The organism is Streptomyces agglomeratus (assembly GCF_001746415.1).
Taxonomy (GTDB): domain Bacteria; phylum Actinomycetota; class Actinomycetes; order Streptomycetales; family Streptomycetaceae; genus Streptomyces; species Streptomyces agglomeratus.
Map to the genome: position 1 here is coordinate 184,934 of NZ_MEHJ01000002.1, position 21,632 is coordinate 206,565.

Below are 21,632 nucleotides of genomic sequence, written 5' to 3' on the forward strand. Positions count from 1 at the left end.
CCCCCACGCCGGGGTAGGGGTCCCGGGGTACTGCCTTCATCTGCGGGTGGCGTCACTGCCGAGTATGGCCACACCGGTGACGAGGCAGGCTACGCCGACTGTGAGCAGGGGGATGCCGGGGGCGGGAAGGCCGTAGAGGGAAGCACCGGCCATCGTGGTGAGCGCCCCGGCTGATGCCAAGGCGATGCCGATTCAGGTCTCCGGCATGATCTCCTTCGTCGGCGCTGTGGCGGAGCGAACCGAAGGACCGTATACGGTTCCGGGCCGCCACGGGGACGGGCCGGGGCAAGGCAATGCCTCCCGTCACTGACGGCAGAGAGGCAGGCCAGGCCGTATGGGCGTGCCCGGCTGTGCCGCCGGACCGGTCCAGGTTCCGGGCCGGTGTCCAGGCTGTGAAGGATGCGGGCGTACAGGCCTTCTGTGCGTCGGCGGCCTGCTCAGGGCCGTGCCAGCGGTGGGAGGTCGCAAGGCTCCGTCACGCAAGCAGGAATCGCTTGCGTACGAGGTCGAAGCCACGCGTTGGGTGTCACGGTCGTGTCGGTCCTCGTTCGTGCTGCTGCGACGAGCCGCTCGGCCGGAGGATCGGGTCGAGCGTTCGTCCGGGCGGCAGATCCCTCCGGCGGGATCTCTACGGCGCCGTGGCCCTCACCGGTTCCGCGGTCGTGACCTTCACCGGTTCGGTGTCGGGTGCACTGTGGCGCTGGGCCCAGTTTTCCAGGGCCGTGCGGCAGGCGTGGTCGAGGTGGTGCAGGCCGGACAGGTTCACCTCGATCGGCCGGTGCTGCGGGAGGGCCTCCAGGCTGTCGAGTATCTTCGGCAGCCGCAGGAACGTCGCGTTGCCCGACAGGTACACCTGGATCGGCCCGGCGCCCTTGTCTATGACCTCTGTCTTCAGGTGCGATGCATCCCAGGCGGTCTTGATCACCGCCAGGGCCAGACCGATGAGCACGCCCTCGAACATGTTCACGGCGACGATCGACGCGGCCGTGACCACCAAGATCAACGCCTCACCCTTCTGCCCCGGCCACAGCCCGGCGAGCTGGCGGAACGGGATCAGCTTCCAGCCCGCGTGCACCAGAATGCCGGCGAGCGCGGGCAGCGGGATCAGCGCCAGCGCGGAGGGCAGCGCGGCGGCGAACAGCAGCAGCCACACGCCGTGCAGCACACGCGACGCCTTGGTCTTCGCGCCCGCGTTGACATTGGCCGAGCTGCGCACGATCACCGCGGTCATCGGCAGCGCACCGAACAGACCGCACACCGCGTTGCCCCCACCCTGGGCGATCATCTCTTTGTCGTACTGGGTGCGCGGACCATCGTGCAGCCGGTCCACCGCGCCCGCGCTGAACAGCGACTCGGCGGAGGCGATCAGTGCGAACGCGATGATCGTGCCCCAGATGGCCGGGCTGGCGAGCTCACCGAAGGCGCCGGCGCCGGGCGGCTGAATGACGCCGAGCAGCCCCTCTACCTCGACGGTGGCGACTGGCAGGCTAACGGCGAGCGAGGCGACCGTGGCCAGCAGTACCGCGGCGAGGGCACCGGGCACGATCTGCGCCTTCTTCGGCGCCTTCCTCCACAGCACGATGACGGCGATGGTGCCCGCGCCGATCGCGAGCGAGGCGAGCGCCTTGGTGCTGCCGAGGGCGTCGGCGAACGCCCCGGGCAGGCCGGCGATCTTGCCGAGGCCCGTGTCCGGGGCCTTCATGCCTGCCGCCGCGTAGAGCTGCCCGGCGATGATCACCAGGCCGATGCCGCAGAGCATGCCCTCGACGACGGAGACGGAGATCGCCCGGAACCAGCGGCCTATCCTGAGGAAGCCCATGGCGAGCTGGAGCAGTCCGGCCATCAGCACGATCAGGCCGAGGGCGGCTATTCCGAACTCGCTGACCGCCTCGAAGACCAGCACGGTCAGGCCCGCGGCCGGCCCTGAAACCTGAAGACTGCTGCCGGGCAGTAAGCCGGTGACCAGGCCGCCCACGATGCCAGTGACCAGGCCCAGCTCCGCGGGGACTCCGGAGGCGACCGCCACGCCGACGCATAGCGGCACGGCGACCAGGAAGACGACGATGGAGGCGGCGAAGTCCTGCCGCAGGTGAGGGAACTTCGACATCACAGTCAGCCCCTTCACAGCGCCTCGAACATGTCGGACTGCGCGCGGTGTTCGCGCACGGCCCCGGTGTGCACCTCGTAGTACCAGCCGTGCAGCCGGAGTTGGTCCGCCTGCAGGCGCTGCTCGATGTACGGGTAGGAGCGCAGTCGCAGCAGTTGCGTCAGGACGTGGTTCTGCACGGCCTCGGCGACCGTCGGGTCGGCGGGGTCGGAGCACTGGGGTTCGTCGGCGGCGTGCGTGAGCCAGTCACGCACCGCGGGTACGCCGTTCAGGTCCTCGCCGCGCACCAGCGCGCCGACGGCGCCGCAGTGGGAGTGACCGCAGACCACGATGTGCTGGACGCCGAGCACCTCGACGGCGTACTCGATGGTGGCCGCCTCGCTGGTGGGGTGCTCGCCGGCGTATGGCGGGACGATGTTGCCCGCGGTGCGCAGCTCGAAGAGCTGGCCGGGTCGGGCGCCGGTGATCAGGGCCGGGACGACCCGGGAATCGGCGCAGGTGATGAACAGGACCTCTGGTGTCTGGCCTTGGGCGAGGCCAGCGAACTCCTCAGGGCGCTGTCCGAACGTGCGGGCGTTGTCGATGAGGGGTTGCATGTGTGGTGACTCCTCCTGGCGCGCCGTGGGGGCGCGTCGGGCTTACAGGACAGGTGGGGGACTGCTCTGCTGCTCAACAGCGGAACACTTGGAGTGCCGCCGAACAGTGGGCTGTTGAGGATCTTGATGTGTGGAGGTGTGCGGGCCACGCCGGGTCGCGGCGGGTCGGCTGCGGATCACCTCCTCTCTTGGCACGCGCGCTGAACTTCGCCAAGAAAAGCCAAAGACAAGGTCAATGAAGAGTAATGGCGCAGGTGGGGTCGGGCTGAGAAGACATTCTGAACCAGCACTGTTTCCGACTGAAAACAGCTTGAAGTCGGCGAAAAACCGCCCGGAGTGCGGAGGGGCGTGAGGTGTCGACAGAGTGCGCGGCGGACGGGGTGGGGTGTGGCGCCGCCCGGGCTCACCGCTGTGCGGCGCTCCCGCAGCCCCGGACACGTCGCGCGGCGGGGTTCGGACGGGCCGTCGGGGCGGCCCGGCGCAGTCGGTCGCAGCCGGTCGAAAACGGCCTGGATGATGGCCGGGGCGAGGGTGGTGGCGGCTACCTTCCAGCGACGTTCTGTGTTCATCTCACAAATGCCGAACCCGTGCCCGGCATGGAGAGCGGGTCCGTGCCGGCCACCGTAAGGCCGAGGGCCTCGGCGGCGCGGCAAGCCAGGTCCTTTGCCTTCTGGTACCGCCTTGGCAGGCCGTGGGGCCCCCGCCCTAGTTGTACTGCCCCGGGAGGTTGTGTACGGGTGATGCAGCTCTAGGCTGAGGGATCTTGAACGAGTAAGGGCCTTCCGGGTTCGGTGTGGATTGCGACATCTCCACCGAACGACGAAAGGCCCTCATGCCCCACCGTAATGCACCCCTGACCGAGACCGGACGACTGCGGCTCGCCCGCTGCGTGGTCGAGGACGGATGGCCCCTGCGCCGGGCCGCCGAACGCTTCCAGGTCTCGACCACCACCGCCCAGCGGTGGGCCGGCCGCTACCGAGTTCTGGGCGAGGCCGGGATGGCGGACCTTTCCTCCCGCCCGCATCACAGCCCCCGGCGAACCCCGACCCGCACCGAACGCCGGATCATCAAGGTGCGCCTCCTGCGTCGCTGGGGACCGGCCCGGATCGCTCACCTGCTCGGCCTGGTCCCCTCGACCGTGCACCGTGTCCTGACCCGCTTCAAACTGGCCCGCCTGACCCACCTGGACCGGGCCACCGGCCGGGCAGTGCGCCGCTACGAACGCTCCACACCAGGCGAGTTGGTACACGTGGACATCAAGAAACTCGGCAACATCCCCGATGGCGGAGGCCACAAGGCGCTCGGCCGCCAGGCCGGCCGCAAGACACGGTCCGGCGCCGGCTACAGCTACATCCACACCGCCGTCGACGACCACTCCCGCCTCGCCTACAGCGAGATCCACGACGACGAGAAGAAGGAAACCGCGACCGCCTTCTGGACCCGGGCGAACGCGTTCTTCACCACCGCCGGGATCACCGTCGAGCGCGTCCTGACCGACAACGGCTCCTGCTACCGCTCACGCGACTGGCACGATGCCCTGGCGGCGGCCGGGATCGCCCACAAGCGAACCCGGCCCTACCGGCCGCAGACCAACGGCAAGGTCGAACGCCTCAACCGCACCCTGCTCGACGAATGGGCCTACGCCCGCCCCTACCGATCAGAACAAGAACGACGCGACACCTTCCCACACTGGCTCCACACCTACAATCACCACCGCGGACACACCGCGCTCGCAGGCAAACCACCCGCCAGCCGCGTCCCCAACCTCACAGGGCAATACACCTAGGGCGGTAGGCTTGCAGCCGTGGATATGGGCGGTGCGCACCTGGGACCAGGCGGCGCGGCCGTCGACCAAGGCCGCACCGGCCGTCGGCAGGCACCCGTGGGGGAGGTCACCGCCGCAGTCACCACACGCATCTCCATGGCTGCGCTGCACCAAGTACGGCCGCTGGTCGCGGCTATCGCATCCGCCTCGACCGCGGTCCTCCAAAGGGCGGCGCAAGGACTTCACCGGGCCCGACTACGGCCGCCTGCTCGACGCCGCACCCCAGTTCGGTGGGCCAATCGCCCCGGCCTGGGACGTTCTGGCACGACGTCAGCCGCACCATGCGGCAGCTGAACGACGCCCGATCAAGGAAGCGGGAGCCGTTGAGGCAGGATCAGTACTGGGGCTGGTGACCGCCCGGCTGCGGATGCGCCCCGGTCAGCTCCTGGTGGACGCCGGCTGCGGCACCGGCGGCATAGGCCTATGGCTGGCCCGCGCCCTCGCCGTGCGCCTGGACGGCTTCGATCTCTCCCCCGGTCGCAGTCACCCCGGCCGTCGCCCGGCGCCCCCACTTCCTCGGCGCCGACGCCGAGCGCGCCGCCTTCCGCATGGCCGGGCTGGAGAATAGCCCTGTGCCCGACTCCAACGCCCACGGCAGCCGGCGGCGAGGCAGGCGAGGGCGTCAAGCACTGGCTCCGCGTCGTGACCGAGCTGAAGAACCGCAGCGTTGAGGACGTCCTCAAGCTGGTCTGCGACGGGTTGAAAGGCCTCCCCAACGCGGTCGGCGAGACTGGCCGAAGACCGTCGCCCAGACCTGGGTGGTCCACCTTTTGCGGGCGTCGTTCCGCCATGCCAGCCGCCAGGACTGAGACAAGATCGCCAAAGCACTGAAGCCGGTCTACACCGCGCTGACCGAGGACGCGGCCACCAGCCGGTTCCTCAGGTTTGTGAGTGGGCGGTTCGTAAGACGATGTCCGTTTCTGGCTGAGGTGGGAGCAAGGCCGCTGGTGGAGGTTCTGTCGGCTATTGCTTCCTGGCGAAGTTGCCGGTGTCGGCCTCGGTGAGGATCCCGAGTTTGACCAGTCGTTTCAGCTTGGCGCGGGTGCCTTCGACGTTCTTCGGCAGCAGTTCGTGGCCAAGGGCTTCGCAGACGTCCTTGGCCCGTAGCGGCCCGGCTGCGTGGTTGAAGGCGTCGAGGATGCGGGGGTAGTCCGGGTGCTCGGGCAGATCCGGCGGGCCGGCCGGGAGCCGGTCGGCGAGGCCGATGACGGTCTTGCGGGTGATCGCGAGGTGCTCCAGGTGCGTCTCGGCCTCCCGCAACCGGGTCTGCAGGTCGTCCATCTGTGCGCGGAGGTCGTCGGCCAGGGCCTGGGCGGCGTCTTCCTGGAGGTCCAGGGCGTCGAGCAGGGGCCGGATGTTCACGCTGCCGCCGCCTGCGCCGTGCGCCAGGTGGGGGTGTTCGCGCCGGTGAGGCGTCGGGTCATGACGTGGGTCATCGCCCAGTAGACGCGGGAGGCGGAGGAGGAGGGGCGGTGCTCGTAGTCGCGGACCAGGCGCCGGTGCAGTATCAGGATCCCGTAGGTCTGCTCGACTCTCCACCGCTTCGGCTGCGGCACGAACCCCTTGTCCTGTGGGTTGCGTCGGACGATCTCGACGTCGATTCCCAGGCCGGCGCCGTGCATGACGACCTGGTTCTTGAAGCCCTGGTCGACCAGGGCTTTGCGGACGGTTTTGCCGGCGTGCTCGGCGACCTGGTCCAGCAGGACGATGCCCGCGGCGTTGTCGTGGGTGTTCGCGGCGAGGACGACGACCGCGATGACCAGGCCGAGGACGTCCACGGCCAGTCCGCGTTTGCGTCCGGGCACCCGCTTGGCCGGATCATGGCCGGTCGTGGCGGCGGGGACCCCGGCGGCCGCATGGACACTCTGGGTGTCCAGGACCACCAGGGACGGGTCCTCTAATCGGCGGGCTCGTTCACGGACCTGGCAGCGCAGGAGTTCATGGATGACCTGGTCGGTTCCGTCGTCCCGCCAGGCGGCGAAGTAGTAGTAGGTCGCGCTCTTGGGCGGCAGGTCGTGCGGGAGGTAGGCCCACTGGCAGCCGGTCCGCCCCTGGTAGAGGATCGCGTTCACGATCTCCCGCATGTCGTAGGCGCCCTGGTGGCCGCTGACCGAGCGGTGCCGGTCCTTCCACGCGGTGATCACCGGCTCGATCAACGACCACTGCTCGTCCGATAAGTCACTCGGATACCGCTTGCGTTCACTCACCCGATCACATCACCAGATCAACAACCGCGGACCGGCAGATTCCGCCCTGCCACCACACCATTAGGCGACAGCAGATCCACTTAAAGACTCACGAACCGCTCACTGAGGAGTGGGGCCAGAAGTATCCGGCGATCGTGAGATTGTGGGAAAACGCCTGGGCCGAGTTGGTCCCGTTCCTGCAGTCCGACGCGGAGATCCGCCGGATCGTCTGCACCACCAACGCGATCGAACCGGTCAACGCCCGCATCCGGCGGGCCGTCCGCGCCCGCGGACGCTCCCCCTCCGAGAACGCCGCTTAAGGTGCGTCTACCTCGCGGTGAAGTCCCTCGACCCGACCGTCACCGGCCGCAAACGCTGGACCACCCGCTGGAAGCGGGCCCCTGCAGGTCTTCGACATCACCTTTGACGGACGCCTCACCAGAACCGGATCTGACCCATAACCAACCACGGTTGCACCGCTTACTGGGCGGACCCCAGTAAGCGATTAGGGATACGCCCCGTCGGCCACCAGCGCAACTATAGGAGTGCTATGGTCTAGTTATGGGCAATACGACGATCCAGGTGACGAAGCAGACCCGTGACCACCTCGCTGAGCTCGCCGGGGAGCGCGGGCTGAGCATCGGCCAGCTCGTCGACGCACTCGCGACCGCGGAGCCCACCGCCGCGCAGCGGGCCGAGCAGGTGGCGGCAGCCCGGGCGCATGCACGTGAGGTGATCGGCGTCGACGTCAGCGACGAGGAGTTCGCCACACTCGATGTGCTCGGCAACCTGCGGCGGATCGCGGCGGAGAAGGTGCTGGCCATGCCCGGCAGGGACGTCGCGTGATCATTCTGGACACCAGTGCCGTGACCGCCCTCGCCTCGGGGCACAAGGCGCTCAACGCGCTCGCGGTCAACGTCACCGCGAGCGGAGACCGGCTCCTCGTACCGGCGCTGTGCCTGGCGCAGGCCGAGGCCGACCACTCCGGAGCCTCCCGCGCCGTCCTCGGATACCCGTGCACCGAGGTCGAGCCGCTCGGGCAGATCGACGCACCGGCCGTGGGCACAATGTTCCGCGACGGCTACGGCGGCATAGACACCTGCCACGCCCTCTACACCGCACTGCGCCGCACGGGCACCGGCGGCATGCCGATCCTCCTGACCGACGACGAGAACCGCTACCCGCCCGGCATCCTCGCCATCGGCATCGACACCCCCGGCATGCTCGGCTTCCACTGACCACCGGTTCCCGGGCGAGCGCGGGCGGCCTCGTCCGCCGACGCGATCGTGCATACAGATTCGCAGTGCGTCGGGTGAGTTGGCGCTCTGGGCCGTGGCCGGCCCCATGCCCGAGTGCGTGCGACTTCCCGACGCGGGAAGGGAGTGGCAGGTACGCATCTACTGCGCGGGCCGGGAGGAAGTGCGGCGCCTGGCACAGGAGTCGGTGCCGGAAGGCGTGGAGCGACATCTCGCGCGGTTCTGGCCCGTCGACGCATGAGGGCCCGGGGGCAGGAGCCTGGTTCACTCCTGCCCCCGGCTCTCAGCTGATCTTGACGATGAAGCCGAACCGTGAAAGCAGGATTCTCGCGTCCGGGTTCTCGTCGCCGGTCACTGGGGCCTTCGGAGTCGGTGACTGTAGAGGGCGGCGGTGTATCCGGCGGGGCCGGAGCCGATGATGATGACGTTGCGTATGCCGTCACCGGCGGTGGTCTGCGGCATCGGCGTCAGACCTGCTTCTTGGCGTCGATCTCGGCGATCAGGCCCTCGATGAGTCCCTTGATCTCGTCGCGGATGGGGCGGACGGCCTCGACGCCCCGGCCTGCCGGGTCCTCGAGTTGCCAGTCGAGGTAGGTCTTGCCGGGGAAGTACGGGCAGGCATCACCGCAGCCCATGGTGATGATGTAGTCGGACGCCTGGGCAGCCTCGGGGGTGAGGACCTTCGGCTTCTGGTCGGAGATGTCGATGCCCAGCTCGGCCATGGCGGCGACGGCGGAGGGGTTGATCTGCTCGCCGGGCATGGAACCGGCGGAGCGGACCTCGACGCGGTCCCCGGCGAGGTGGCGCAGGAACCCGGCCGCCATCTGGGAGCGGCCCGCGTTGTGGATGCAGACGAACAGGACGGAGGCGGCAGGAGCGGAGGACATCTGTTCTTCCTTGGGGTGAGGCGACTGCGGTGGGGAGCGGTAGGGCGTCAGGGGGCGAGCTGGGTGAGCAGCTCGGTGATGTGGGCGTCGATGGCGTCTCGGATATCCCGGACGACGGCGATCGGCGCTCCGTCGGGGTCGGCCACGGGCCAGTCGAGGTAGCGGCGACCGGGCATGACGGGGCAGGCGTCGCCGCAGCCCATCGTGATCACGACGTCGGCGGCCTGGACGACCTCTTGGGTCAGCGGCTTGGGGTAGGCATCGGCCAGGTCCACGCCGGCCTCGGTGAGGGCCTGGGCGATGTGCGGCTCCACCGTGTCGGCGGGGTGGGTGCCCGCGGAGGAGACGGTGACCCGCTCGCCTGCCCGGTGGGCCAGGAGAGCGGCGGCCATCTGGGAGCGGCCGGCGTTCTGGCTGCACACGAACAGCACTCGGGTCGGCCCGCTCGTCAGCCCCTGGGTGTGGGCGAGGGCGTCCAGGCGTTCGGCGGTCAGCCGTTCCGCCAGCACGACTAGGTGCGTGCGGATCCGTGCCTGTTCGGCAAGGCGTGCGTAGGAGTCGGCGAGCAGGCTCAGCACGGTTTCCGGCGCGAAGTGGCCGGCGTACCGGGAGGCGAGACGGGCAGCCCCCGCGGCCAGGCGTTCGTCCGGCAGAAGGGGCGATGAGGACGTGGACATGGCGTTCCCGTTCAAAGGAGCCAATAAGGTCAGCTCGGGCTGGTGTCAGCCTCAGATGATGTGACAGTATCAGCACATGATGACGTCAGTCGACACTGATCTGATCCGGGTTCTGGCAGACCCGCTCAGGCTCCAGATCGTGACCCTGCTCGCGCGCGAGACGCTGTGCACCACCCACCTCGTGGAGGAGACGGGTGCCAAGCAGACGAACCTCTCCAACCACCTGAAGGTGCTGAGAGAGGCCGGGGTCGTGGAGACGGAGCCATGCGGACGGTACATCTACTACCGCCTGCGCCCGGAAGTCATCGAAGCCCTCGCCGGTCAGTTCGCCGACCTCGCCACGACCGCGCGTGCCACCGCCGAAGCGAACCTCAAGCGGTCCTGCCCATAACCCGCTCTGCCTCACCTGCCCGAGGAGAACCCGTCTTGACCGCCACCGAGCCCGTCGCCGCCCCCGCAGCGGAGAGCGACATAGCCGCCGACGCGCCCCAGCCCGCTCCCGGCGCGACCCCGCCCCGCACCCCGCTGATCGCCCGCGCCGCCGCCGAGCTCGTCGGCACCGCGGCCCTGGTCGCGATCGTCGTCGGCTCCGGCATCCAGGCCACCGAGCTCACCCAGGACGTGGCACTCCAGCTCCTGGCCAACTCCACCGCCACCGTCTTCGGGCTCGGCGTCCTGATCGTGCTTCTCGGCCCGGTCTCCGGGGCGCACTTCAACCCGGCCGTCACGCTCGCCGAGTGGTGGACGGCCCGCCGTGGCGGTGCCGGAGTCACCGCCCGCGAGCTGGCCGTGTACGTGCCTTCGCAGGTCGTCGGTGCTATCGCTGGCGCGATCCTGGCGGACGCGATGTTCGGCGAGCCGCTGGTCAAGTGGTCCATGCACGACCGCTCCGCCGGCAACCTCCTCCTGGGTGAGGTCGTGGCGACCGCCGGCCTGATCCTGCTGATCTTCGGCCTGGCCCGCACCGACCGCCTCCGCTTCGCGCCCGTCGCGGTCGCCTCGTACATCGGTGCCGCGTACTGGTTCACCTCCTCCACCTCGTTCGCCAACCCGGCCGTGACCATCGGCCGGGCGTTCACGGACACCTTCGCGGGCATCGCCCCGGCCTCGGTGCCCGGCTTCATCGGCATGCAGCTGGCGGGTGTGATCGTGGGCCTGGCCCTGGTGGGGGTCATCTTCATGCGCGGCAAGACCGAACAGGGTCAGCCCGCGGCATGACACAGCGCATGGATGTGGTGGTGATCGGCGGCGGCCAGTCCGGGCTCGCCGCCGGCTACCACCTGCGCCGCCTGGGCGTCGAGTACGTCATCCTCGACGCCCAGGCGGGCGCGGGCGGGGCCTGGCAGCACACCTGGGACTCGCTGCATCTTTTCTCTCCGGCCGCCTACTCCTCCCTGCCCGGCCGCTTCATGCCCGCGCAGGACGGCGAGGTCTACCCTGACGCGGCCCATGTCGTCTCGTACCTTGCCGACTACGAGAAGCGGTACGAACTCCCGGTTCAGCGCGGTGTGTGGGTCGATTCCGTCCACCGCGACGGTCCCTTCCTGCGGGTCGAGACCGACTGCGGCCCCTGGGAGGCCCGCGCGGTCGTCAGTGCCACTGGCACCTGGACCCGCCCCTTCCTGCCCGCCGTTCCCGGCCGTCGCGAGTTCGCCGGGCGTCAGCTCCACACCGTCCAGTACCGCAAGCCCACCGAGTTCGCCGGGCAGCGGGTGATCGTGGTCGGCGGCGGGAACTCCGGCGCGCAGATCGCGGCCGACCTCGCGGGGACCGCGGAGCTGACCTGGGTCACCCAGCGCCCGCCCCGCTACCTCGCCGACGACATCGACGGCCGCGCGCTCTTCGACGCCGCGACCGCCCGCCGCCAGGCGTTGGACGCCGGCCGCACGGACACAGGCGGCGTCGCGTCCCTCGGCGACATCGTCGCCGTGCCACCGGTGCGCGCGGCCCGGGATGCGGGTCTCCTGCACGCGAAGCCGATGTTCAGCCGCCTCACCACCACCGGCATTGAATGGGCCGACGGCACCACCGCCCCAGCGGACGCGGTCATCTGGTGCACCGGCTTCCGCCCCGCCCTCGCCCCGTTCGCCTCCATGCGCCTGCGCGGCGCCCGCGGCCACATCGCCACCGCCGGAACCCGCGCCGTGGACGAGCCGCGCCTGCACCTGCTCGGCTACGGCGACTGGACCGGCCCCGCCTCCGCCACCCTCATCGGCGTCGGCCGGCCCGCCCGTGACGCCGCCCGGGAGATCCGTCAGCTCCTGGACGGCGCCCTGCGCTAAGGCCCTGTACTGCCCCGCCGTACGGCAGTGCGGCAGGGCAGTTAGTCGACGGCCGGGCTGCGGCGTTCCAGCAGGACCACGTCACGCCATGCGCCGCGGTGGCGGCCGATCCGCTCGCGGGTGCCGATGACGCGGAAGCCGGCCCGTGCGTGGACGGCGAGGCTTGCGGTGTTCTCGGGGAAGATGCCGGACTGGATCGTCCACATCCCCGCCGCCTCCGTCGACTCGATCAGCGCCTGAAGCAGCAGGCGGGCGACGCCGCGGCCGCGAGCACCTGGGTGCACGTAGACGGAGTGCTCGACCACGCCCGCGTACGCGCAGCGGTCGGAGACCTTGGTTGCGGCGACCCAGCCGAGCAGCTTGCCGTCGGTGTCGAGGGCGGCGAAGCGGTGCTCGGGCGTCTTCGCGGCGTCGAACTGGGCCCAGGTGGGGGCGGACGTTTCGAAGGTGGCGTTGCCCTCGTCGATGCCGGCCTGGTAGATCGCCAGGACCTCGTCCGCGTGCGCTTCGGTGAGCGGGGCGATGGTGATGCTCATGCGGCGGCCGCGCGGGTCAGGAGCTGTCCCATGGCGGCGAGCACCGCGGGCTCGACCCGGTAGTACACCCAGGTGCCGCGCCGCTCGGAGGACAGCAGCCCGGCCTCTTTGAGCTTCTTGAGGTGGTGGGAGACGGTGGGCTGGGAGACGCCGACGTCGGAGATGTCGCACACGCACGCCTCGCCGCCCTCGTGGGAGGCCACGGCGGAGAAGAGCCGAAGGCGCACCGGGTCGCCGAGCGCCTTGAACATGAGGGCGGTCCGCTCGGCCTCCTCGGCCGTCAGCGGGCGCTCTGTCAGGGGCGGGCAGCACGGCGCAACGGTCTCGGACTCCAGCAGCGGCAGTACCTTAACGTTCGACATGCGTCTATGTTGACACATGTCGAAGCAGGCGGCGAGGGTGCGGCGGCGTCAGCGGGACCGCAGGTGGGCGCCCAGGTGCCGGGCTGCTCGTTCGGCGTCCCGGCCCACGCCGCGCAGCGAGTTCGAGGACAGGCTGCGCTGCCACTCCAGCCCGACGAAGTGCAGGCCCGGGTGGCTCGAGGAGCGGCCGCCGCGGTGGAGCGGCCGGCCCCCGGCGTCGAGAGCGCCGAGGGGTGCGAGGTAGGGAAGGTCGGGGCGGTAGCCGGTGGCCAGGATGAACGCGTCCACCATCTCTGCCGTCCCGTCGGCCCAGGTGACCTTTTCGCCGTCCAGGCCCTGGAACATGGGGCGGCGATCCGGGGCGCCGGTGTCGAGGGCGGCGCGGTAGCGGGCGTCGTCGAGGACGGGCCGGGCCGGCGGGGTGGGTAGCAGGCGCCCCAGCGGTGCGGTGTCCAGGCCGGTGCGGGTCAGCCAGAAGTGCAGGTCCCGGCCCAGCAGGTGTTGGCGGGCGAACTTCACCGGCGTCCGGGTCGCCAGCGTCGTACGGCTCACCCCGGCGAGCTCGGCCGCGATCTGGACCGCGGAGTTGCCCGCTCCGACCACAATGACGCGCTGGCCGGTGAACGGTCGGGGGTCTCGGTAGTCGGCCGCGTGCAGCACCTGGCCGGTGAAGGATTCCTGGCCCGGCAGCGTCGGACGGTGGGGGCGGCCGAAGCTGCCGCTCGCCGCGACCACCGCCCGCGCCGCCAGGCGCCCCCCGCTCTCCAGCTCGATGGTGAACCCGCCGCCATTTGCTCTGACCGCGGCCACGCGGTGGCCGGTGCGGATGTCGGCCTGGAGGCGGTGGGCGTAGGCGGTCAGGTAGGCGATGACCTCGTCGCGGTGCGGATAGCGGTCCGGGTCGCCGCCGAACGCCATGCCGGGCAGCGCGCTGTACCTGGCCGGAGAGAAGAGGGTCAGGCTGTCGTAGTAGTGCGGCCACGACCCGGTCGCCTGGTCCGATGCCTCCAGGACCACCGGCGCGAGGCCCTGCCGGGCGAGTGCATACGCGGCCGCCAGGCCCGACTGGCCGCCTCCGATGACCGCGACGTCGACGTGTTCCACAAGAGCCCCCAAATTGATGAATGTCTATGTTGACGCTCATCGAATCAGGTGCCATGCTGGCAGCGCAAGCCATCGATAGACGTCGAAACAAAACGAGGAGCCTGCCGTGAACGCGCCTGCCACCACCGCCGACCTGCCCACCGTGGTCATCGGCGCCGGACCCGTCGGCCTGGCCGCCGCCGCCCACCTCACCGACCGCGGCCTGACCCCGCTGGTCCTCGAAGCCGGCCCCCACGCGGGCACCGCCACCCGCAGCTGGTCTCACGTACGCCTCTTCTCCACCTGGTCCGAGGTGGTCGACCCGGCGGCCGAGAAGCTCCTCGCCCCCACCGGCTGGACCGCGCCCGACGGCGCCACCTACCCCTCCGGCGGCGACTGGGCCGAGCTCTACCTCCAGCCCCTCGCCGACGTCCTCGGCGACCGCGTCCGCTACAACACCACCGTCACCGGCGTCTCCCGCGCCGGACGCGACCGCGTCGTCGACGCCGACCGCGAAACCCAGCCCTTCACCGTCCGTGTGCAGAACGCCGACGGCACCGAGGAGCGGATCCTGGCCCGCGCCGTCATCGACGCCTCCGGTACCTGGTCCACGCCCAGCCCGATCGGCGGCGACGGCCTCCCGGCCCTCGGCGAGCAGGCGGCCTCCGACCGGATCTCCTACCGCATCCCCGACCTCAAGGACCCGGCCGTCCGCGCCCGCTACGCCGGCAAGCGCACCGCCGTCATCGGCTCCGGCGCCTCCGCCTTCACCGCCCTCGCCTACCTGGCCGACCTCGCCACGGCCGAAGACGGCGCCGGCACGCACGCGGTGTGGATCCTGCGCCGGGGCATCAGCGGCTCCACCTTCGGCGGCGGCGAAGCCGACCAGCTCCCGGCTCGCGGCGCCCTCGGCCTCGCTGCCAAGGCCGCCGTCGACAACGGATACGCCGACGCCGTCACCGGCTTCCGCACCGACGCCGTCGAACGCGACAGCGACGGCCGACTGGTCCTGGTCGCCGAGGACGGCCGCCGCCTGGACCCCGTCGACGAGGTCATCGTCCTCACCGGACTGCGCCCCGACCTCTCGTTCGTCAACGAGCTGCGCCTGGGCCTGGACGAGCGCCTCCAGGCCCCGGTCGAGCTGGCCCCGCTGATCGACCCCAACCAGCACTCCTGCGGCACCGTCTACCCGCACGGCGTCAACGAGCTCTCCCACCCGGAGAAGGACCTCTACCTCGTCGGCATGAAGTCCTACGGCCGCGCCCCGACCTTCCTGGCCATGACCGGCTACGAGCAGGTCCGCTCCATCGCCGCCCACCTCGCCGGCGACCGCGAGGCCGCCGAACGCGTCGAACTCACCCTCCCCGAGACTGGAGTCTGCGGCGGTGCCGGCCTCTTCGACCAGCCCACGGCCGAGGAGACCAGCGGGGGCGGCTGCTGCGCAGCCCCCACGACGCTCACCATCGGCGCCCCGGCCTCTTCCGGCGGCTGCTGACCCACGGTGCCCAACATCCAGGCCAGCGTGGCTGCGACCGGGGCGGGGGTCCGGTCGCGGCCACGCGCCGCCCTGCCCGCCCTGTGCGCCACGCAGATCACCAGCTGGGGCATCGTCTACTACGCCTTCCCGGTACTGAACTCGCGCATCACCGCCGACACCGGCTGGTCACCGGCATTCACCACCGCGGCGTTCTCCGGCGCCCTGCTCGTCTCCGCGCTCGCGGGCATCCCCATCGGCCGCATCCTCGACCGGCGCGGCCCCCGCACCGTCATGACCACCGGCTCCATCCTGGCGGTGCTGGCGCTCCTGACCATCGCGGCCGCGCCCAACCTGCCCGTGTTCACCGCCGGATGGCTGCTCGCGGGCGTGGCCATGGCCGCCACGTTCTACCACCCCGCGTTCGCCGCCCTCACCCGCTGGTGGGGCGAGGACCGGGTCCGCGCCCTCACCATCGTCACCCTCGCCGGCGGCCTCGCCTCCACCGTCTTCGCGCCCCTGACCGCAGCCCTCGCTGAACACTTCACCTGGCGCACCACCTACCTCATCCTCGCGGGCATCCTCGCCCTCGTGACCATCCCCACCCACGCACTCGCCCTGCGCGCACCCTGGCCACCCGCCCCGCCGCCCCACCCCCCGCAAGGCATCGCCCCCGGGCCGGCGGTGGAGCGCAGCCGCCCGTTCCTGCTCCTCGCCGCAGCCCTGACCCTGTCCGGGTTCGCGATGTACGCCGTCGTCATCGGGCTCGTCCCGCTCCTGACCGAGCGCGGTGCCACCACCACCGAAGCCGCGTGGGTCCTCGGGCTCGGAGGCGCCGGGCAGACCCTCGGCCGCACCCTCTACGCCACCCTCGCCCGGCGAACCAGCACCACCGCACGTACCGCCGCCCTGATCACAGCCGGCGGTGCCACCACCGCAGCCCTTGCCCTCGTTCCCGGTCCGCTCCCGCTCCTGGCCCTCATCGCGGTCCTCGCGGGAACCGTGCGCGGAAACCTGACCCTGCTCCAGGCCACCGCCGTCACCGACCGCTGGGGCACCACCCACTACGGGCGCCTCTCCGGCCTCCTCAGCGCACCTGCCTCCATCGCCGCGGCCCTCGCCCCCTTCGCCGGTGCCGCATTGGCCGGCACCGTCGGCTATCCCGCCTTGTTCCTCGCTCTCGCCACCCTGTCACTCGCGGCAGCGGCCATCTCCCTCGGCGCAACACCACACGCAGCGCGATCCCGCGCCTGATGCCACGGACCCGAGCGCCGAAGACGTGAAGGAGGGTTCCCGTGGCCAACTGCCGGTCAACCACCGTCACACGCGGTTGCCAGTGTGTTGGCGTACTCCATGAGCAGGCCATGGAGGGTCTGGTAGCGAATGGACTTTCCGGGACTGCGGATCCGTTGGAGGCTCAACGCGAATTTCTGCTGATCAGGGTGGTGGCGGACGCACAGGTACTCCTGTGCGCTGGGGGCGAGAGACGGTTCACCACCGGCGACCTGGGCCCATACGAAGGATGAGGCGGCGTCCTGGATCTGGGCGTGGAACCGGAACCGGAAGTGCCGCCCGTGTGCGCGGATCTGTTGTGCGATCGGGTCCCAGGCGCGTGGTGTGAGTGTCCAGTCGGCGAAGAACAGGCGGCGCCTGCGGTAGTCGACCGGATTGTGGATCTCCGAGATGTGCTGGCTGAGCCGGTCAAAAGCGCTGGCCAGGTCGGGCCGGCTCGTGCAGCTGCCGAGGGGGAGGAGCTTCCGTTGGCGGGCCGGACCCTCTCGCCAACTGTCGGGGATGCCCAGGTAGCGGATCCCTTCGTCCGCGCTCATGCGCGCGGTGTCCATGACCAGCTGGATGGCCGCGAAGCGCCGGAAGAGGCGGCTCTGCCGCATGGACCGTGGGGAAGTGGTTACGTACATGGCGGCGAACCACTGGTCGGGGAGCCACTGGGGGATGTGCTCAGCCCGCAGGCCGCGGTCGCGGTGGGGGAGAGGGACGCTCTGAGGAAGAGAGCGACGACGTGCTGAGACCGCGGCGACGCGGCCGGGAAAGTGCGCGGGAAGGGCGGCCTTGACCTGGTCTTTTGTGCTCGTTGAGCAGTCGTTTCGAAGAAGGCTCCAGGTTTTGCCCCAGCCCGGGGCGGTGGGCGGTTCGGCGCGTTCGAGGAGAACGGACAGCGCGTCCTCGATCTGCTGGCGGCGGGTCAACTGCCAGCCGATGAGCCGCTGGTCGATGCCCGCGATCTCCATGACGGGCCGGCGGCCGGGCGTCACCTCGCGCGGCTCCCACGCCCACCCGAGCCGGGCAAACACCTCCTCCATGAAGTACAGGTCAGTTCAGTGCCTCGATCGCCTTCACGATGAGTGCGCGGGCTGATGCTCCGTAGACGGCCATGGAGCGCAGTTCCTCGAACGCTTTCAGGTACATGGCGATCTCCGACGGTTGCGTGAGCGTGACCCGTGCGGAGAGCAACTCCACCGAGACGAGTGTGTCGTCGTACATGTGGAATGTCTCCATCGGCCAGATGCCTCGTTGGCCGGTAGCGGGGATCACGCCTAGCGACACTGCGGGTAGTGCCCCGGCAGTCAGCAGGTATCCGAGCTGGGCGGCCATGGCGTCTGCGTCGCCGATCTGGTGGTGCAGCGCCGTCTCCTCCACCAGCAGAACGAAGCGGTGGCCCGACTCGTGCAGGATCTTGGAGCGCTCAAGGCGCGCGGCGACGGCTTGTGCCACGTCGTCGGGGATCTCGCGGAACGCGGTGATCAGGGACATCAGGCCGGTGGCGTATCCCTCGGTTTGGAGGAGGCCGGGGACGAGGGTACTGGAGTAGACGCGGAAGACCTTTGTCGTTTTGAAGAGGGGCACGTAGCTGTCTTGCAGTTGCTTGAGCCCAGCGCGGACCTTGCGTCGCCACTCGACGTACATGGATTCGGCGTTGCGGGATTGGGCAATGATGTCCGGCGCTTGGCCGTCGGCCCCGCAGGCCCGGCACCACAGGCGGATGTCGTTTGCGGAGGGTGGGGTGCGTGCGTTCTCGATGCGGGAGGACTTCGAGTGGGTCCATCCGCAGAGGTCGGCCAGCTCAGATCCTGTGATACCGGCGTCGGCGCGCAGTTCGCGCAGGCGTTGCGCGACGTTCTCGCGGGCGGCTTGCGCGGCAGAGGACGGGGAGATGGGCATGAGCTGGCCGTGACCTCTTCGCGCTAGTCGATCTTGTATTCGTCGTGCGGGATTCCTCGTGCCCATACCGTTTCGAACGCTTGCGCGCAGAGCTTGGCCTCGGTCGGGTTTTCGCTGATCTCCCCGCCTGCCGAGGCTCCTTCACCGGTGAAGTGGTTCCAGCGGATCAGTCGGCCGTCGATGAGCCAGAAGTCGTTGCCTGGCAGCGCGATGCTCGAAGCCTGGCGCCGGGGCAGCCACCGGACTTGTTCGCCGGCTGCGACGTTGGTGAATGTGCCGGAGTGCTCGAAGCGGATGTATTCGCTGACGGGCTCGGAGACGATGCGCGCACGGCGGACCACGACACCACGCTCGACGGTCTCCGAGATGAGGTCGAGCCAAGGCCGCCACCAGGATGATCGGTCAGCAGGGTCGAGCCGGTGGCCGGCCCTCCACTCGGCGAACCTGGCCTTTTCGTTGTCGACTGCGTAAGAATCGCGCATCTCGAGGTGTACGGCCGATCGGCTGGCCGAGCCCAGGAGCTCAGCGAACGTGGGAACGCTCGATGGCATCGCACGCCTCCCTGATCATCGAAACCATCCTGGCGGGGATACGGACAACTGCCTCAGTGTCCGGAATTCCCTTGGCGTGGCCTGGCACCTCGGTGGCCGCGCACTGCGCTGCGAGTGCCGCGCACGGCTTCCACCCCTGGAGGACGAGTTCCTGCTGCGTCTCGTCGATCCACACGGTCGGGCTCTCGCCGTCGCCTGTGTTGGGGTCGATGCCGATGAACCGTAATGCCATGGTCGCCTCCAACGCCGTTCGTGTGCGTGCTTGTGCACAACTGTCCGTGTCGGGCGGCGGCTTGGTCAAGAGCACAGACCGGCCAGGGGCAGCGGAAACAGTGTTCGTGAACATTGCTGCACATCGCTGGAGTGCGTGCGCATCGTCTCCCTACCGTCGTCCTCATGACGACAGGAACCCGCCCCTCGGGGGCTACCGAAGCGGGACGGCCCGGCACCTGGTGTCACTGGCACAAGGGGCCGTCAGTGACCACCGTCCGTATCGACACCCTCGAGCAGACGTCTGGCTCTGGCTACGGCCAGTACGCGTGTGCTCCGTGCCGTGAGCAGCGCGGCCTCGTGCCCGCCTCGAAGCCGGCGGCTCCTCTCGCGGGGCAGAAGTCATGAAGGGCGAGGCGGCCGCGACCGTCCGACCTTCGGGACTCCGCATCTGCTGGGTACCCAACCCGGACGCGCCGGCGAGGTGTTGCACCATCGACGACCCGAACCACGACGGCGACCACCACCACGAGTATTCGGGCGACTCATGGCCTCAGCAGACGGACTGGAAGGGTGATCGCGCCCGCCCACGCCGACCCGCAGACGAACCCGGCGATCGTTGGGGTGTGCCGTATCGGCGAGCACGAGTTCTGTGACGGCAACCAGGACATCAAGGCTGGCGGTGTGGTGGCGGTTCCGCTCCGCTGCGCGTGCACCTGCCACCGGGAGCGCCGCAACTGAACTCCCCGCGCGCTGTCAGCCGCCGATTAGACAGCGCGCAGGCCGGCCGGCTCTGGAAGGCGAAGGGACTGGTCGGGCGGTCTGCTGGGCTGCGGTGGCGCCCGCCAGGCGTGCACTAGCCGCCAGGTCAATGCGACGGCCGGGTCATCGGCGTCGGCGAAGCCGCGCCTGTGGGTGGTGCGCTCCAGGAGGCGGGGCACCTCGAATCCGGCGCGCTCCGCTTCGCCGATGGCGCGGAGCAGGATGGGGCAGGCGTTGGCGGCCATGAACATGGCGGCCTTCTGAAGGCCAGAGTGTGCTCGAGGCCACCAGCTGGGCGGCGCGGCGGGCGGCGATGGAGGCCAGGACGTCGTTCGAGGACGTCGCCATCCTCGACGCAGACGTAAGCGCGACGTACTCCTTGGACACGCTCCCACTCGTTCCACGTCGGGGGACCATGGGCACGACGGACTCATAGAGGTGGGCGTCCGCGTCGACGGCGGTCTCGAAGGTCCGGTAGTACGGGGTGTGCGGGTTCTCGGGGAGGCCCACCTTGATCAAGCAGATCGCATCCTCAACGAAGCAGCCGAAGGCGCCGACCCGCTCAGGCTGATGCGGCTGTTCGGCATCACCAAGCAGACCGCCATGCGCTACATCACCGCCGCCCACCCCGAACGAACCGCCAAGCTGCCCAGGTAGCCCGCCTGGTTCAGCCCTGGAGGGTGGCGAGCCAGTCGGTCAGCAGGCGGTTGACCTCGTCGGGGCGCTCCTGCTGGATCCAGTGGCCGCAGCCGTCCAAGAGGTGGGAGGCCGACAGGCCGGGGAGGGTGGTGGGGTAGGTGTCGATGGCGTCGGACATCCAGGTGGTGGAGGCGTCCAGGGCGCCGCCGATGAACAGGGACGGCTGCTTGATCGGGGCTCCGCGGTGCGGGGCGAGGTCTTCCCAGTCTCGGTCCATATTGCGGTAGCGGTTGAGTGCGCCGGTGATCCCTGTGCGTTCGAACTCCCCGGCGTAGACGTCGAGGTCGTCCTCGCTCAGCCAGGCCGGGAGGCCCCCCGTGGGGAAGCGGTCGCGCAGCCGGCCGCCGCCGCGGGCGACGAAGTGCGGGTCGGGCTCGCCCTGGGCGGGCATGGTGTCGGCGGACAGGGCCGCGTAGAAGCCCGCGAGCCAGCCCCGGACGTCGGGCTCGATCTCCGCCTCGGCGCGGCCGGACTCCTGGAAGTAGGAGACGTAGAACTCCTGCTCGGGGCCGCCGATCTGGCCGAAGATGTCGGTGGGGCGTGGGCCGCCGGGCGGCGCGTAGGGGACGCTCAGCAGGCCGACGGCGCGGAAGACTTCGGGGTGGAGCAGGGCGGAGGCGGCGGCGATGTTGGAGCCCCAGTCGTGGCCGACGACCACCGCGTTCTCCTCGCCGAGGGCGCGCACGACGGCGACGTTGTCCTCCACCAGGTCGAGCATCCGGTAGGCGTCGGTCGTCTCCGGCTTGGAGGAGCGGCCGTAGCCGCGCACGTCGATCGCCACCGCCCGGTGGCCGGCCGCGGCGAGGGCCGGGAGCTGGCGGCGCCAGGAGTACCAGGACTCGGGGAAGCCGTGCACGAGCAGGACCAGCGGGCCGGCGCCCTGCTCGACCAGGTGCAGGCGCCCGGCCGGGGCCTCGACGGTGCGGTGGCGGATCTCGGCGGTCGGCTCGGGCTGCATG

General features: G+C 70.2%; 25 protein-coding genes and 3 pseudogenes. 13 read left to right on the forward strand and 15 right to left on the reverse strand.

Annotated elements, in window-relative coordinates:
• Window positions 1–628: 628 nt before the first annotated feature.
• Both AS594_RS37600 and AS594_RS37605 read right to left on the reverse strand, forming a co-directional pair.
• The gene (locus AS594_RS37600) at window positions 629–2,107 is read right to left on the reverse strand and encodes a SulP family inorganic anion transporter (RefSeq protein ID WP_069931402.1); all 1,479 of its coding nucleotides are present in this window, start codon (window positions 2,105–2,107) and stop codon (window positions 629–631) included.
• A 14-nt stretch (window positions 2,108–2,121) separates the two neighbouring features.
• Window positions 2,122–2,703: a carbonic anhydrase gene (locus AS594_RS37605; protein ID WP_069931118.1), complete on the reverse strand. Its 582-nt coding sequence runs from the start codon at window positions 2,701–2,703 to the stop codon at window positions 2,122–2,124.
• Window positions 2,704–3,535: 832 nt separating this feature from the next.
• On the opposite strand from AS594_RS37605, the gene AS594_RS37610 reads away from it, so the two are divergent.
• Together AS594_RS37610 and AS594_RS43550 are read left to right on the forward strand one after the other, a co-directional pair.
• Window positions 3,536–4,489 carry an IS481 family transposase gene (locus AS594_RS37610; RefSeq protein WP_069927636.1) on the forward strand — a complete coding sequence of 318 codons (954 nt, stop codon included), beginning with the start codon at window positions 3,536–3,538 and terminating at the stop codon, window positions 4,487–4,489.
• Window positions 4,490–5,131: 642 nt separating this feature from the next.
• Window positions 5,132–5,415: pseudogene (locus tag AS594_RS43550) on the forward strand (transposase); the annotation flags it as partial.
• A gap of 76 nt (window positions 5,416–5,491) precedes the next feature.
• Here AS594_RS43550 and AS594_RS37615 read toward each other — a convergent pair.
• Window positions 5,492–5,890, reverse strand: coding sequence for a hypothetical protein (locus tag AS594_RS37615; protein ID WP_069931048.1), 399 nt, complete (start codon window positions 5,888–5,890; stop codon window positions 5,492–5,494).
• Window positions 5,887–6,735 (reverse strand): IS5 family transposase, encoded by an 849-nt coding sequence (locus AS594_RS37620; RefSeq protein ID WP_069925183.1) that lies wholly within the window; start codon window positions 6,733–6,735, stop codon window positions 5,887–5,889. The genes AS594_RS37615 and AS594_RS37620 overlap by 4 nt, the downstream gene beginning before the upstream one ends.
• A 92-nt stretch (window positions 6,736–6,827) precedes the next feature.
• On the opposite strand from AS594_RS37620, the pseudogene AS594_RS42105 reads away from it, so the two are divergent.
• From AS594_RS42105 to AS594_RS45155, 4 genes and pseudogenes are all read left to right on the forward strand, one after another.
• A pseudogene (locus tag AS594_RS42105) lies at window positions 6,828–7,175 on the forward strand (transposase); the annotation flags it as partial.
• Between the two features lie 100 nt (window positions 7,176–7,275).
• Window positions 7,276–7,560, forward strand: coding sequence for a hypothetical protein (locus AS594_RS37625; RefSeq protein ID WP_069931119.1), 285 nt, complete (start codon window positions 7,276–7,278; stop codon window positions 7,558–7,560).
• Window positions 7,557–7,952, forward strand: coding sequence for a PIN domain-containing protein (locus AS594_RS37630; RefSeq protein WP_069931120.1), 396 nt, complete (start codon window positions 7,557–7,559; stop codon window positions 7,950–7,952). The genes AS594_RS37625 and AS594_RS37630 overlap by 4 nt, the downstream gene beginning before the upstream one ends.
• A 118-nt stretch (window positions 7,953–8,070) precedes the next feature.
• Window positions 8,071–8,211 carry a hypothetical protein gene (locus AS594_RS45155; protein WP_167368152.1) on the forward strand — a complete coding sequence of 47 codons (141 nt, stop codon included), beginning with the start codon at window positions 8,071–8,073 and terminating at the stop codon, window positions 8,209–8,211.
• A 226-nt stretch (window positions 8,212–8,437) separates the two neighbouring features.
• Here the strand turns inward: AS594_RS45155 and AS594_RS37640 are convergent, their stop codons facing one another.
• Both AS594_RS37640 and AS594_RS37645 read right to left on the reverse strand, forming a co-directional pair.
• Window positions 8,438–8,857, reverse strand: a complete 420-nt coding sequence (locus AS594_RS37640; RefSeq protein ID WP_069931121.1) for an arsenate reductase ArsC — start codon at window positions 8,855–8,857, stop codon at window positions 8,438–8,440.
• Window positions 8,858–8,904: 47 nt separating this feature from the next.
• Window positions 8,905–9,534, reverse strand: a complete 630-nt coding sequence (locus AS594_RS37645) for an arsenate reductase/protein-tyrosine-phosphatase family protein (protein WP_069931122.1) — start codon at window positions 9,532–9,534, stop codon at window positions 8,905–8,907.
• A gap of 76 nt (window positions 9,535–9,610) precedes the next feature.
• Here AS594_RS37645 and AS594_RS37650 point away from each other — a divergent pair, with 76 nt between their 5' ends.
• The 3 genes from AS594_RS37650 to AS594_RS37660 are packed head-to-tail and all read left to right on the forward strand — an operon-like array spanning window position 9,611 to window position 11,816.
• Entirely contained in the window at window positions 9,611–9,925 is a 315-nt protein-coding gene (locus AS594_RS37650; protein WP_069931123.1) for an ArsR/SmtB family transcription factor, read from the forward strand.
• 35 nt (window positions 9,926–9,960) lie between these two features.
• Complete coding sequence (locus tag AS594_RS37655) at window positions 9,961–10,752, forward strand: aquaporin (protein WP_069931124.1); 792 nt, start codon at window positions 9,961–9,963, stop codon at window positions 10,750–10,752.
• A complete protein-coding gene (locus AS594_RS37660) occupies window positions 10,749–11,816 on the forward strand; it encodes an ArsO family NAD(P)H-dependent flavin-containing monooxygenase (RefSeq protein ID WP_069931125.1) in 1,068 nt (355 codons plus the stop codon). The genes AS594_RS37655 and AS594_RS37660 overlap by 4 nt, the downstream gene beginning before the upstream one ends.
• Window positions 11,817–11,857: 41 nt before the next feature.
• Here AS594_RS37660 and AS594_RS37665 read toward each other — a convergent pair whose 3' ends face one another.
• The 3 genes from AS594_RS37665 to AS594_RS37675 are packed head-to-tail and all read right to left on the reverse strand — an operon-like array spanning window position 11,858 to window position 13,818.
• Window positions 11,858–12,352: a GNAT family N-acetyltransferase gene (locus tag AS594_RS37665; RefSeq protein ID WP_069931126.1), complete on the reverse strand. Its 495-nt coding sequence runs from the start codon at window positions 12,350–12,352 to the stop codon at window positions 11,858–11,860.
• The gene (locus AS594_RS37670) at window positions 12,349–12,714 is read right to left on the reverse strand and encodes an ArsR/SmtB family transcription factor (protein ID WP_069931127.1); all 366 of its coding nucleotides are present in this window, start codon (window positions 12,712–12,714) and stop codon (window positions 12,349–12,351) included. Before AS594_RS37670 ends, AS594_RS37665 begins: the two co-directional genes overlap by 4 nt.
• Window positions 12,715–12,762: 48 nt before the next feature.
• Window positions 12,763–13,818, reverse strand: a complete 1,056-nt coding sequence (locus AS594_RS37675; RefSeq protein WP_069931128.1) for a flavin-containing monooxygenase — start codon at window positions 13,816–13,818, stop codon at window positions 12,763–12,765.
• 106 nt (window positions 13,819–13,924) lie between these two features.
• Between AS594_RS37675 and AS594_RS37680 the strand changes: the two genes are divergently transcribed.
• Both AS594_RS37680 and AS594_RS37685 read left to right on the forward strand, forming a co-directional pair.
• On the forward strand, window positions 13,925–15,292 hold the full coding sequence (locus tag AS594_RS37680; protein ID WP_069931129.1) for an NAD(P)-binding domain-containing protein: 1,368 nt from the start codon (window positions 13,925–13,927) through the stop codon (window positions 15,290–15,292).
• Between the two features lie 27 nt (window positions 15,293–15,319).
• Window positions 15,320–16,525 (forward strand): MFS transporter, encoded by a 1,206-nt coding sequence (locus tag AS594_RS37685; RefSeq protein WP_240509352.1) that lies wholly within the window; start codon window positions 15,320–15,322, stop codon window positions 16,523–16,525.
• Between the two features lie 869 nt (window positions 16,526–17,394).
• Here AS594_RS37685 and AS594_RS42110 read toward each other — a convergent pair.
• The 4 genes and pseudogenes from AS594_RS42110 to AS594_RS37705 all read right to left on the reverse strand — a co-directional run.
• Window positions 17,395–17,601 (reverse strand): annotated as a pseudogene (locus tag AS594_RS42110) (MobF family relaxase); the annotation flags it as partial.
• 1 nt (window position 17,602) lies between these two features.
• Window positions 17,603–18,451, reverse strand: coding sequence for a helix-turn-helix domain-containing protein (locus AS594_RS37695; protein ID WP_069931132.1), 849 nt, complete (start codon window positions 18,449–18,451; stop codon window positions 17,603–17,605).
• Window positions 18,452–18,474: 23 nt separating this feature from the next.
• Window positions 18,475–19,002, reverse strand: a complete 528-nt coding sequence (locus AS594_RS37700) for a DUF6879 family protein (protein ID WP_069936093.1) — start codon at window positions 19,000–19,002, stop codon at window positions 18,475–18,477.
• Complete coding sequence (locus AS594_RS37705; RefSeq protein ID WP_069931403.1) at window positions 18,974–19,234, reverse strand: hypothetical protein; 261 nt, start codon at window positions 19,232–19,234, stop codon at window positions 18,974–18,976. Before AS594_RS37705 ends, AS594_RS37700 begins: the two co-directional genes overlap by 29 nt.
• 551 nt (window positions 19,235–19,785) lie before the next feature.
• Here AS594_RS37705 and AS594_RS45160 point away from each other — a divergent pair.
• Complete coding sequence (locus AS594_RS45160) at window positions 19,786–19,953, forward strand: hypothetical protein (RefSeq protein ID WP_167368153.1); 168 nt, start codon at window positions 19,786–19,788, stop codon at window positions 19,951–19,953.
• Between the two features lie 26 nt (window positions 19,954–19,979).
• On the opposite strand, the gene AS594_RS45165 is transcribed toward AS594_RS45160, so the two are convergent.
• The gene (locus tag AS594_RS45165) at window positions 19,980–20,225 is read right to left on the reverse strand and encodes a hypothetical protein (RefSeq protein ID WP_069931134.1); all 246 of its coding nucleotides are present in this window, start codon (window positions 20,223–20,225) and stop codon (window positions 19,980–19,982) included.
• A 187-nt stretch (window positions 20,226–20,412) separates the two neighbouring features.
• Here AS594_RS45165 and AS594_RS45170 point away from each other — a divergent pair, with 187 nt between their 5' ends.
• Window positions 20,413–20,631 (forward strand): hypothetical protein, encoded by a 219-nt coding sequence (locus AS594_RS45170; RefSeq protein WP_069931135.1) that lies wholly within the window; start codon window positions 20,413–20,415, stop codon window positions 20,629–20,631.
• Between the two features lie 10 nt (window positions 20,632–20,641).
• Here AS594_RS45170 and AS594_RS37720 read toward each other — a convergent pair whose 3' ends face one another.
• Entirely contained in the window at window positions 20,642–21,631 is a 990-nt protein-coding gene (locus tag AS594_RS37720; protein WP_069931136.1) for an alpha/beta fold hydrolase, read from the reverse strand.
• Window position 21,632: the final 1 nt, after the last annotated feature.

What these genes read in the sequence shown, in the direction of transcription:
- AS594_RS37600 (WP_069931402.1), bottom strand. Translation starts at nt 2,107, where the DNA reads ATGTCGAAGTTCCCTCACCTGCGGCAGGACTTCGCCGCCTCCATCGTC.
- AS594_RS37605 (WP_069931118.1), bottom strand. Translation starts at nt 2,703, where the DNA reads ATGCAACCCCTCATCGACAACGCCCGCACGTTCGGACAGCGCCCTGAG.
- AS594_RS37610 (WP_069927636.1), top strand. Translation starts at nt 3,536, where the DNA reads ATGCCCCACCGTAATGCACCCCTGACCGAGACCGGACGACTGCGGCTC.
- AS594_RS37625 (WP_069931119.1), top strand. Translation starts at nt 7,276, where the DNA reads ATGGGCAATACGACGATCCAGGTGACGAAGCAGACCCGTGACCACCTC.
- AS594_RS37640 (WP_069931121.1), bottom strand. Translation starts at nt 8,857, where the DNA reads ATGTCCTCCGCTCCTGCCGCCTCCGTCCTGTTCGTCTGCATCCACAAC.
- AS594_RS37645 (WP_069931122.1), bottom strand. Translation starts at nt 9,534, where the DNA reads ATGTCCACGTCCTCATCGCCCCTTCTGCCGGACGAACGCCTGGCCGCG.
- AS594_RS37650 (WP_069931123.1), top strand. Translation starts at nt 9,611, where the DNA reads ATGATGACGTCAGTCGACACTGATCTGATCCGGGTTCTGGCAGACCCG.
- AS594_RS37660 (WP_069931125.1), top strand. Translation starts at nt 10,749, where the DNA reads ATGACACAGCGCATGGATGTGGTGGTGATCGGCGGCGGCCAGTCCGGG.
- AS594_RS37665 (WP_069931126.1), bottom strand. Translation starts at nt 12,352, where the DNA reads ATGAGCATCACCATCGCCCCGCTCACCGAAGCGCACGCGGACGAGGTC.
- AS594_RS37670 (WP_069931127.1), bottom strand. Translation starts at nt 12,714, where the DNA reads ATGTCGAACGTTAAGGTACTGCCGCTGCTGGAGTCCGAGACCGTTGCG.
- AS594_RS37695 (WP_069931132.1), bottom strand. Translation starts at nt 18,451, where the DNA reads ATGCCCATCTCCCCGTCCTCTGCCGCGCAAGCCGCCCGCGAGAACGTC.
- AS594_RS37700 (WP_069936093.1), bottom strand. Translation starts at nt 19,002, where the DNA reads ATGCCATCGAGCGTTCCCACGTTCGCTGAGCTCCTGGGCTCGGCCAGC.
- AS594_RS37705 (WP_069931403.1), bottom strand. Translation starts at nt 19,234, where the DNA reads ATGGCATTACGGTTCATCGGCATCGACCCCAACACAGGCGACGGCGAG.
- AS594_RS45165 (WP_069931134.1), bottom strand. Translation starts at nt 20,225, where the DNA reads ATGTTCATGGCCGCCAACGCCTGCCCCATCCTGCTCCGCGCCATCGGC.
- AS594_RS37720 (WP_069931136.1), bottom strand. Translation starts at nt 21,631, where the DNA reads ATGCAGCCCGAGCCGACCGCCGAGATCCGCCACCGCACCGTCGAGGCC.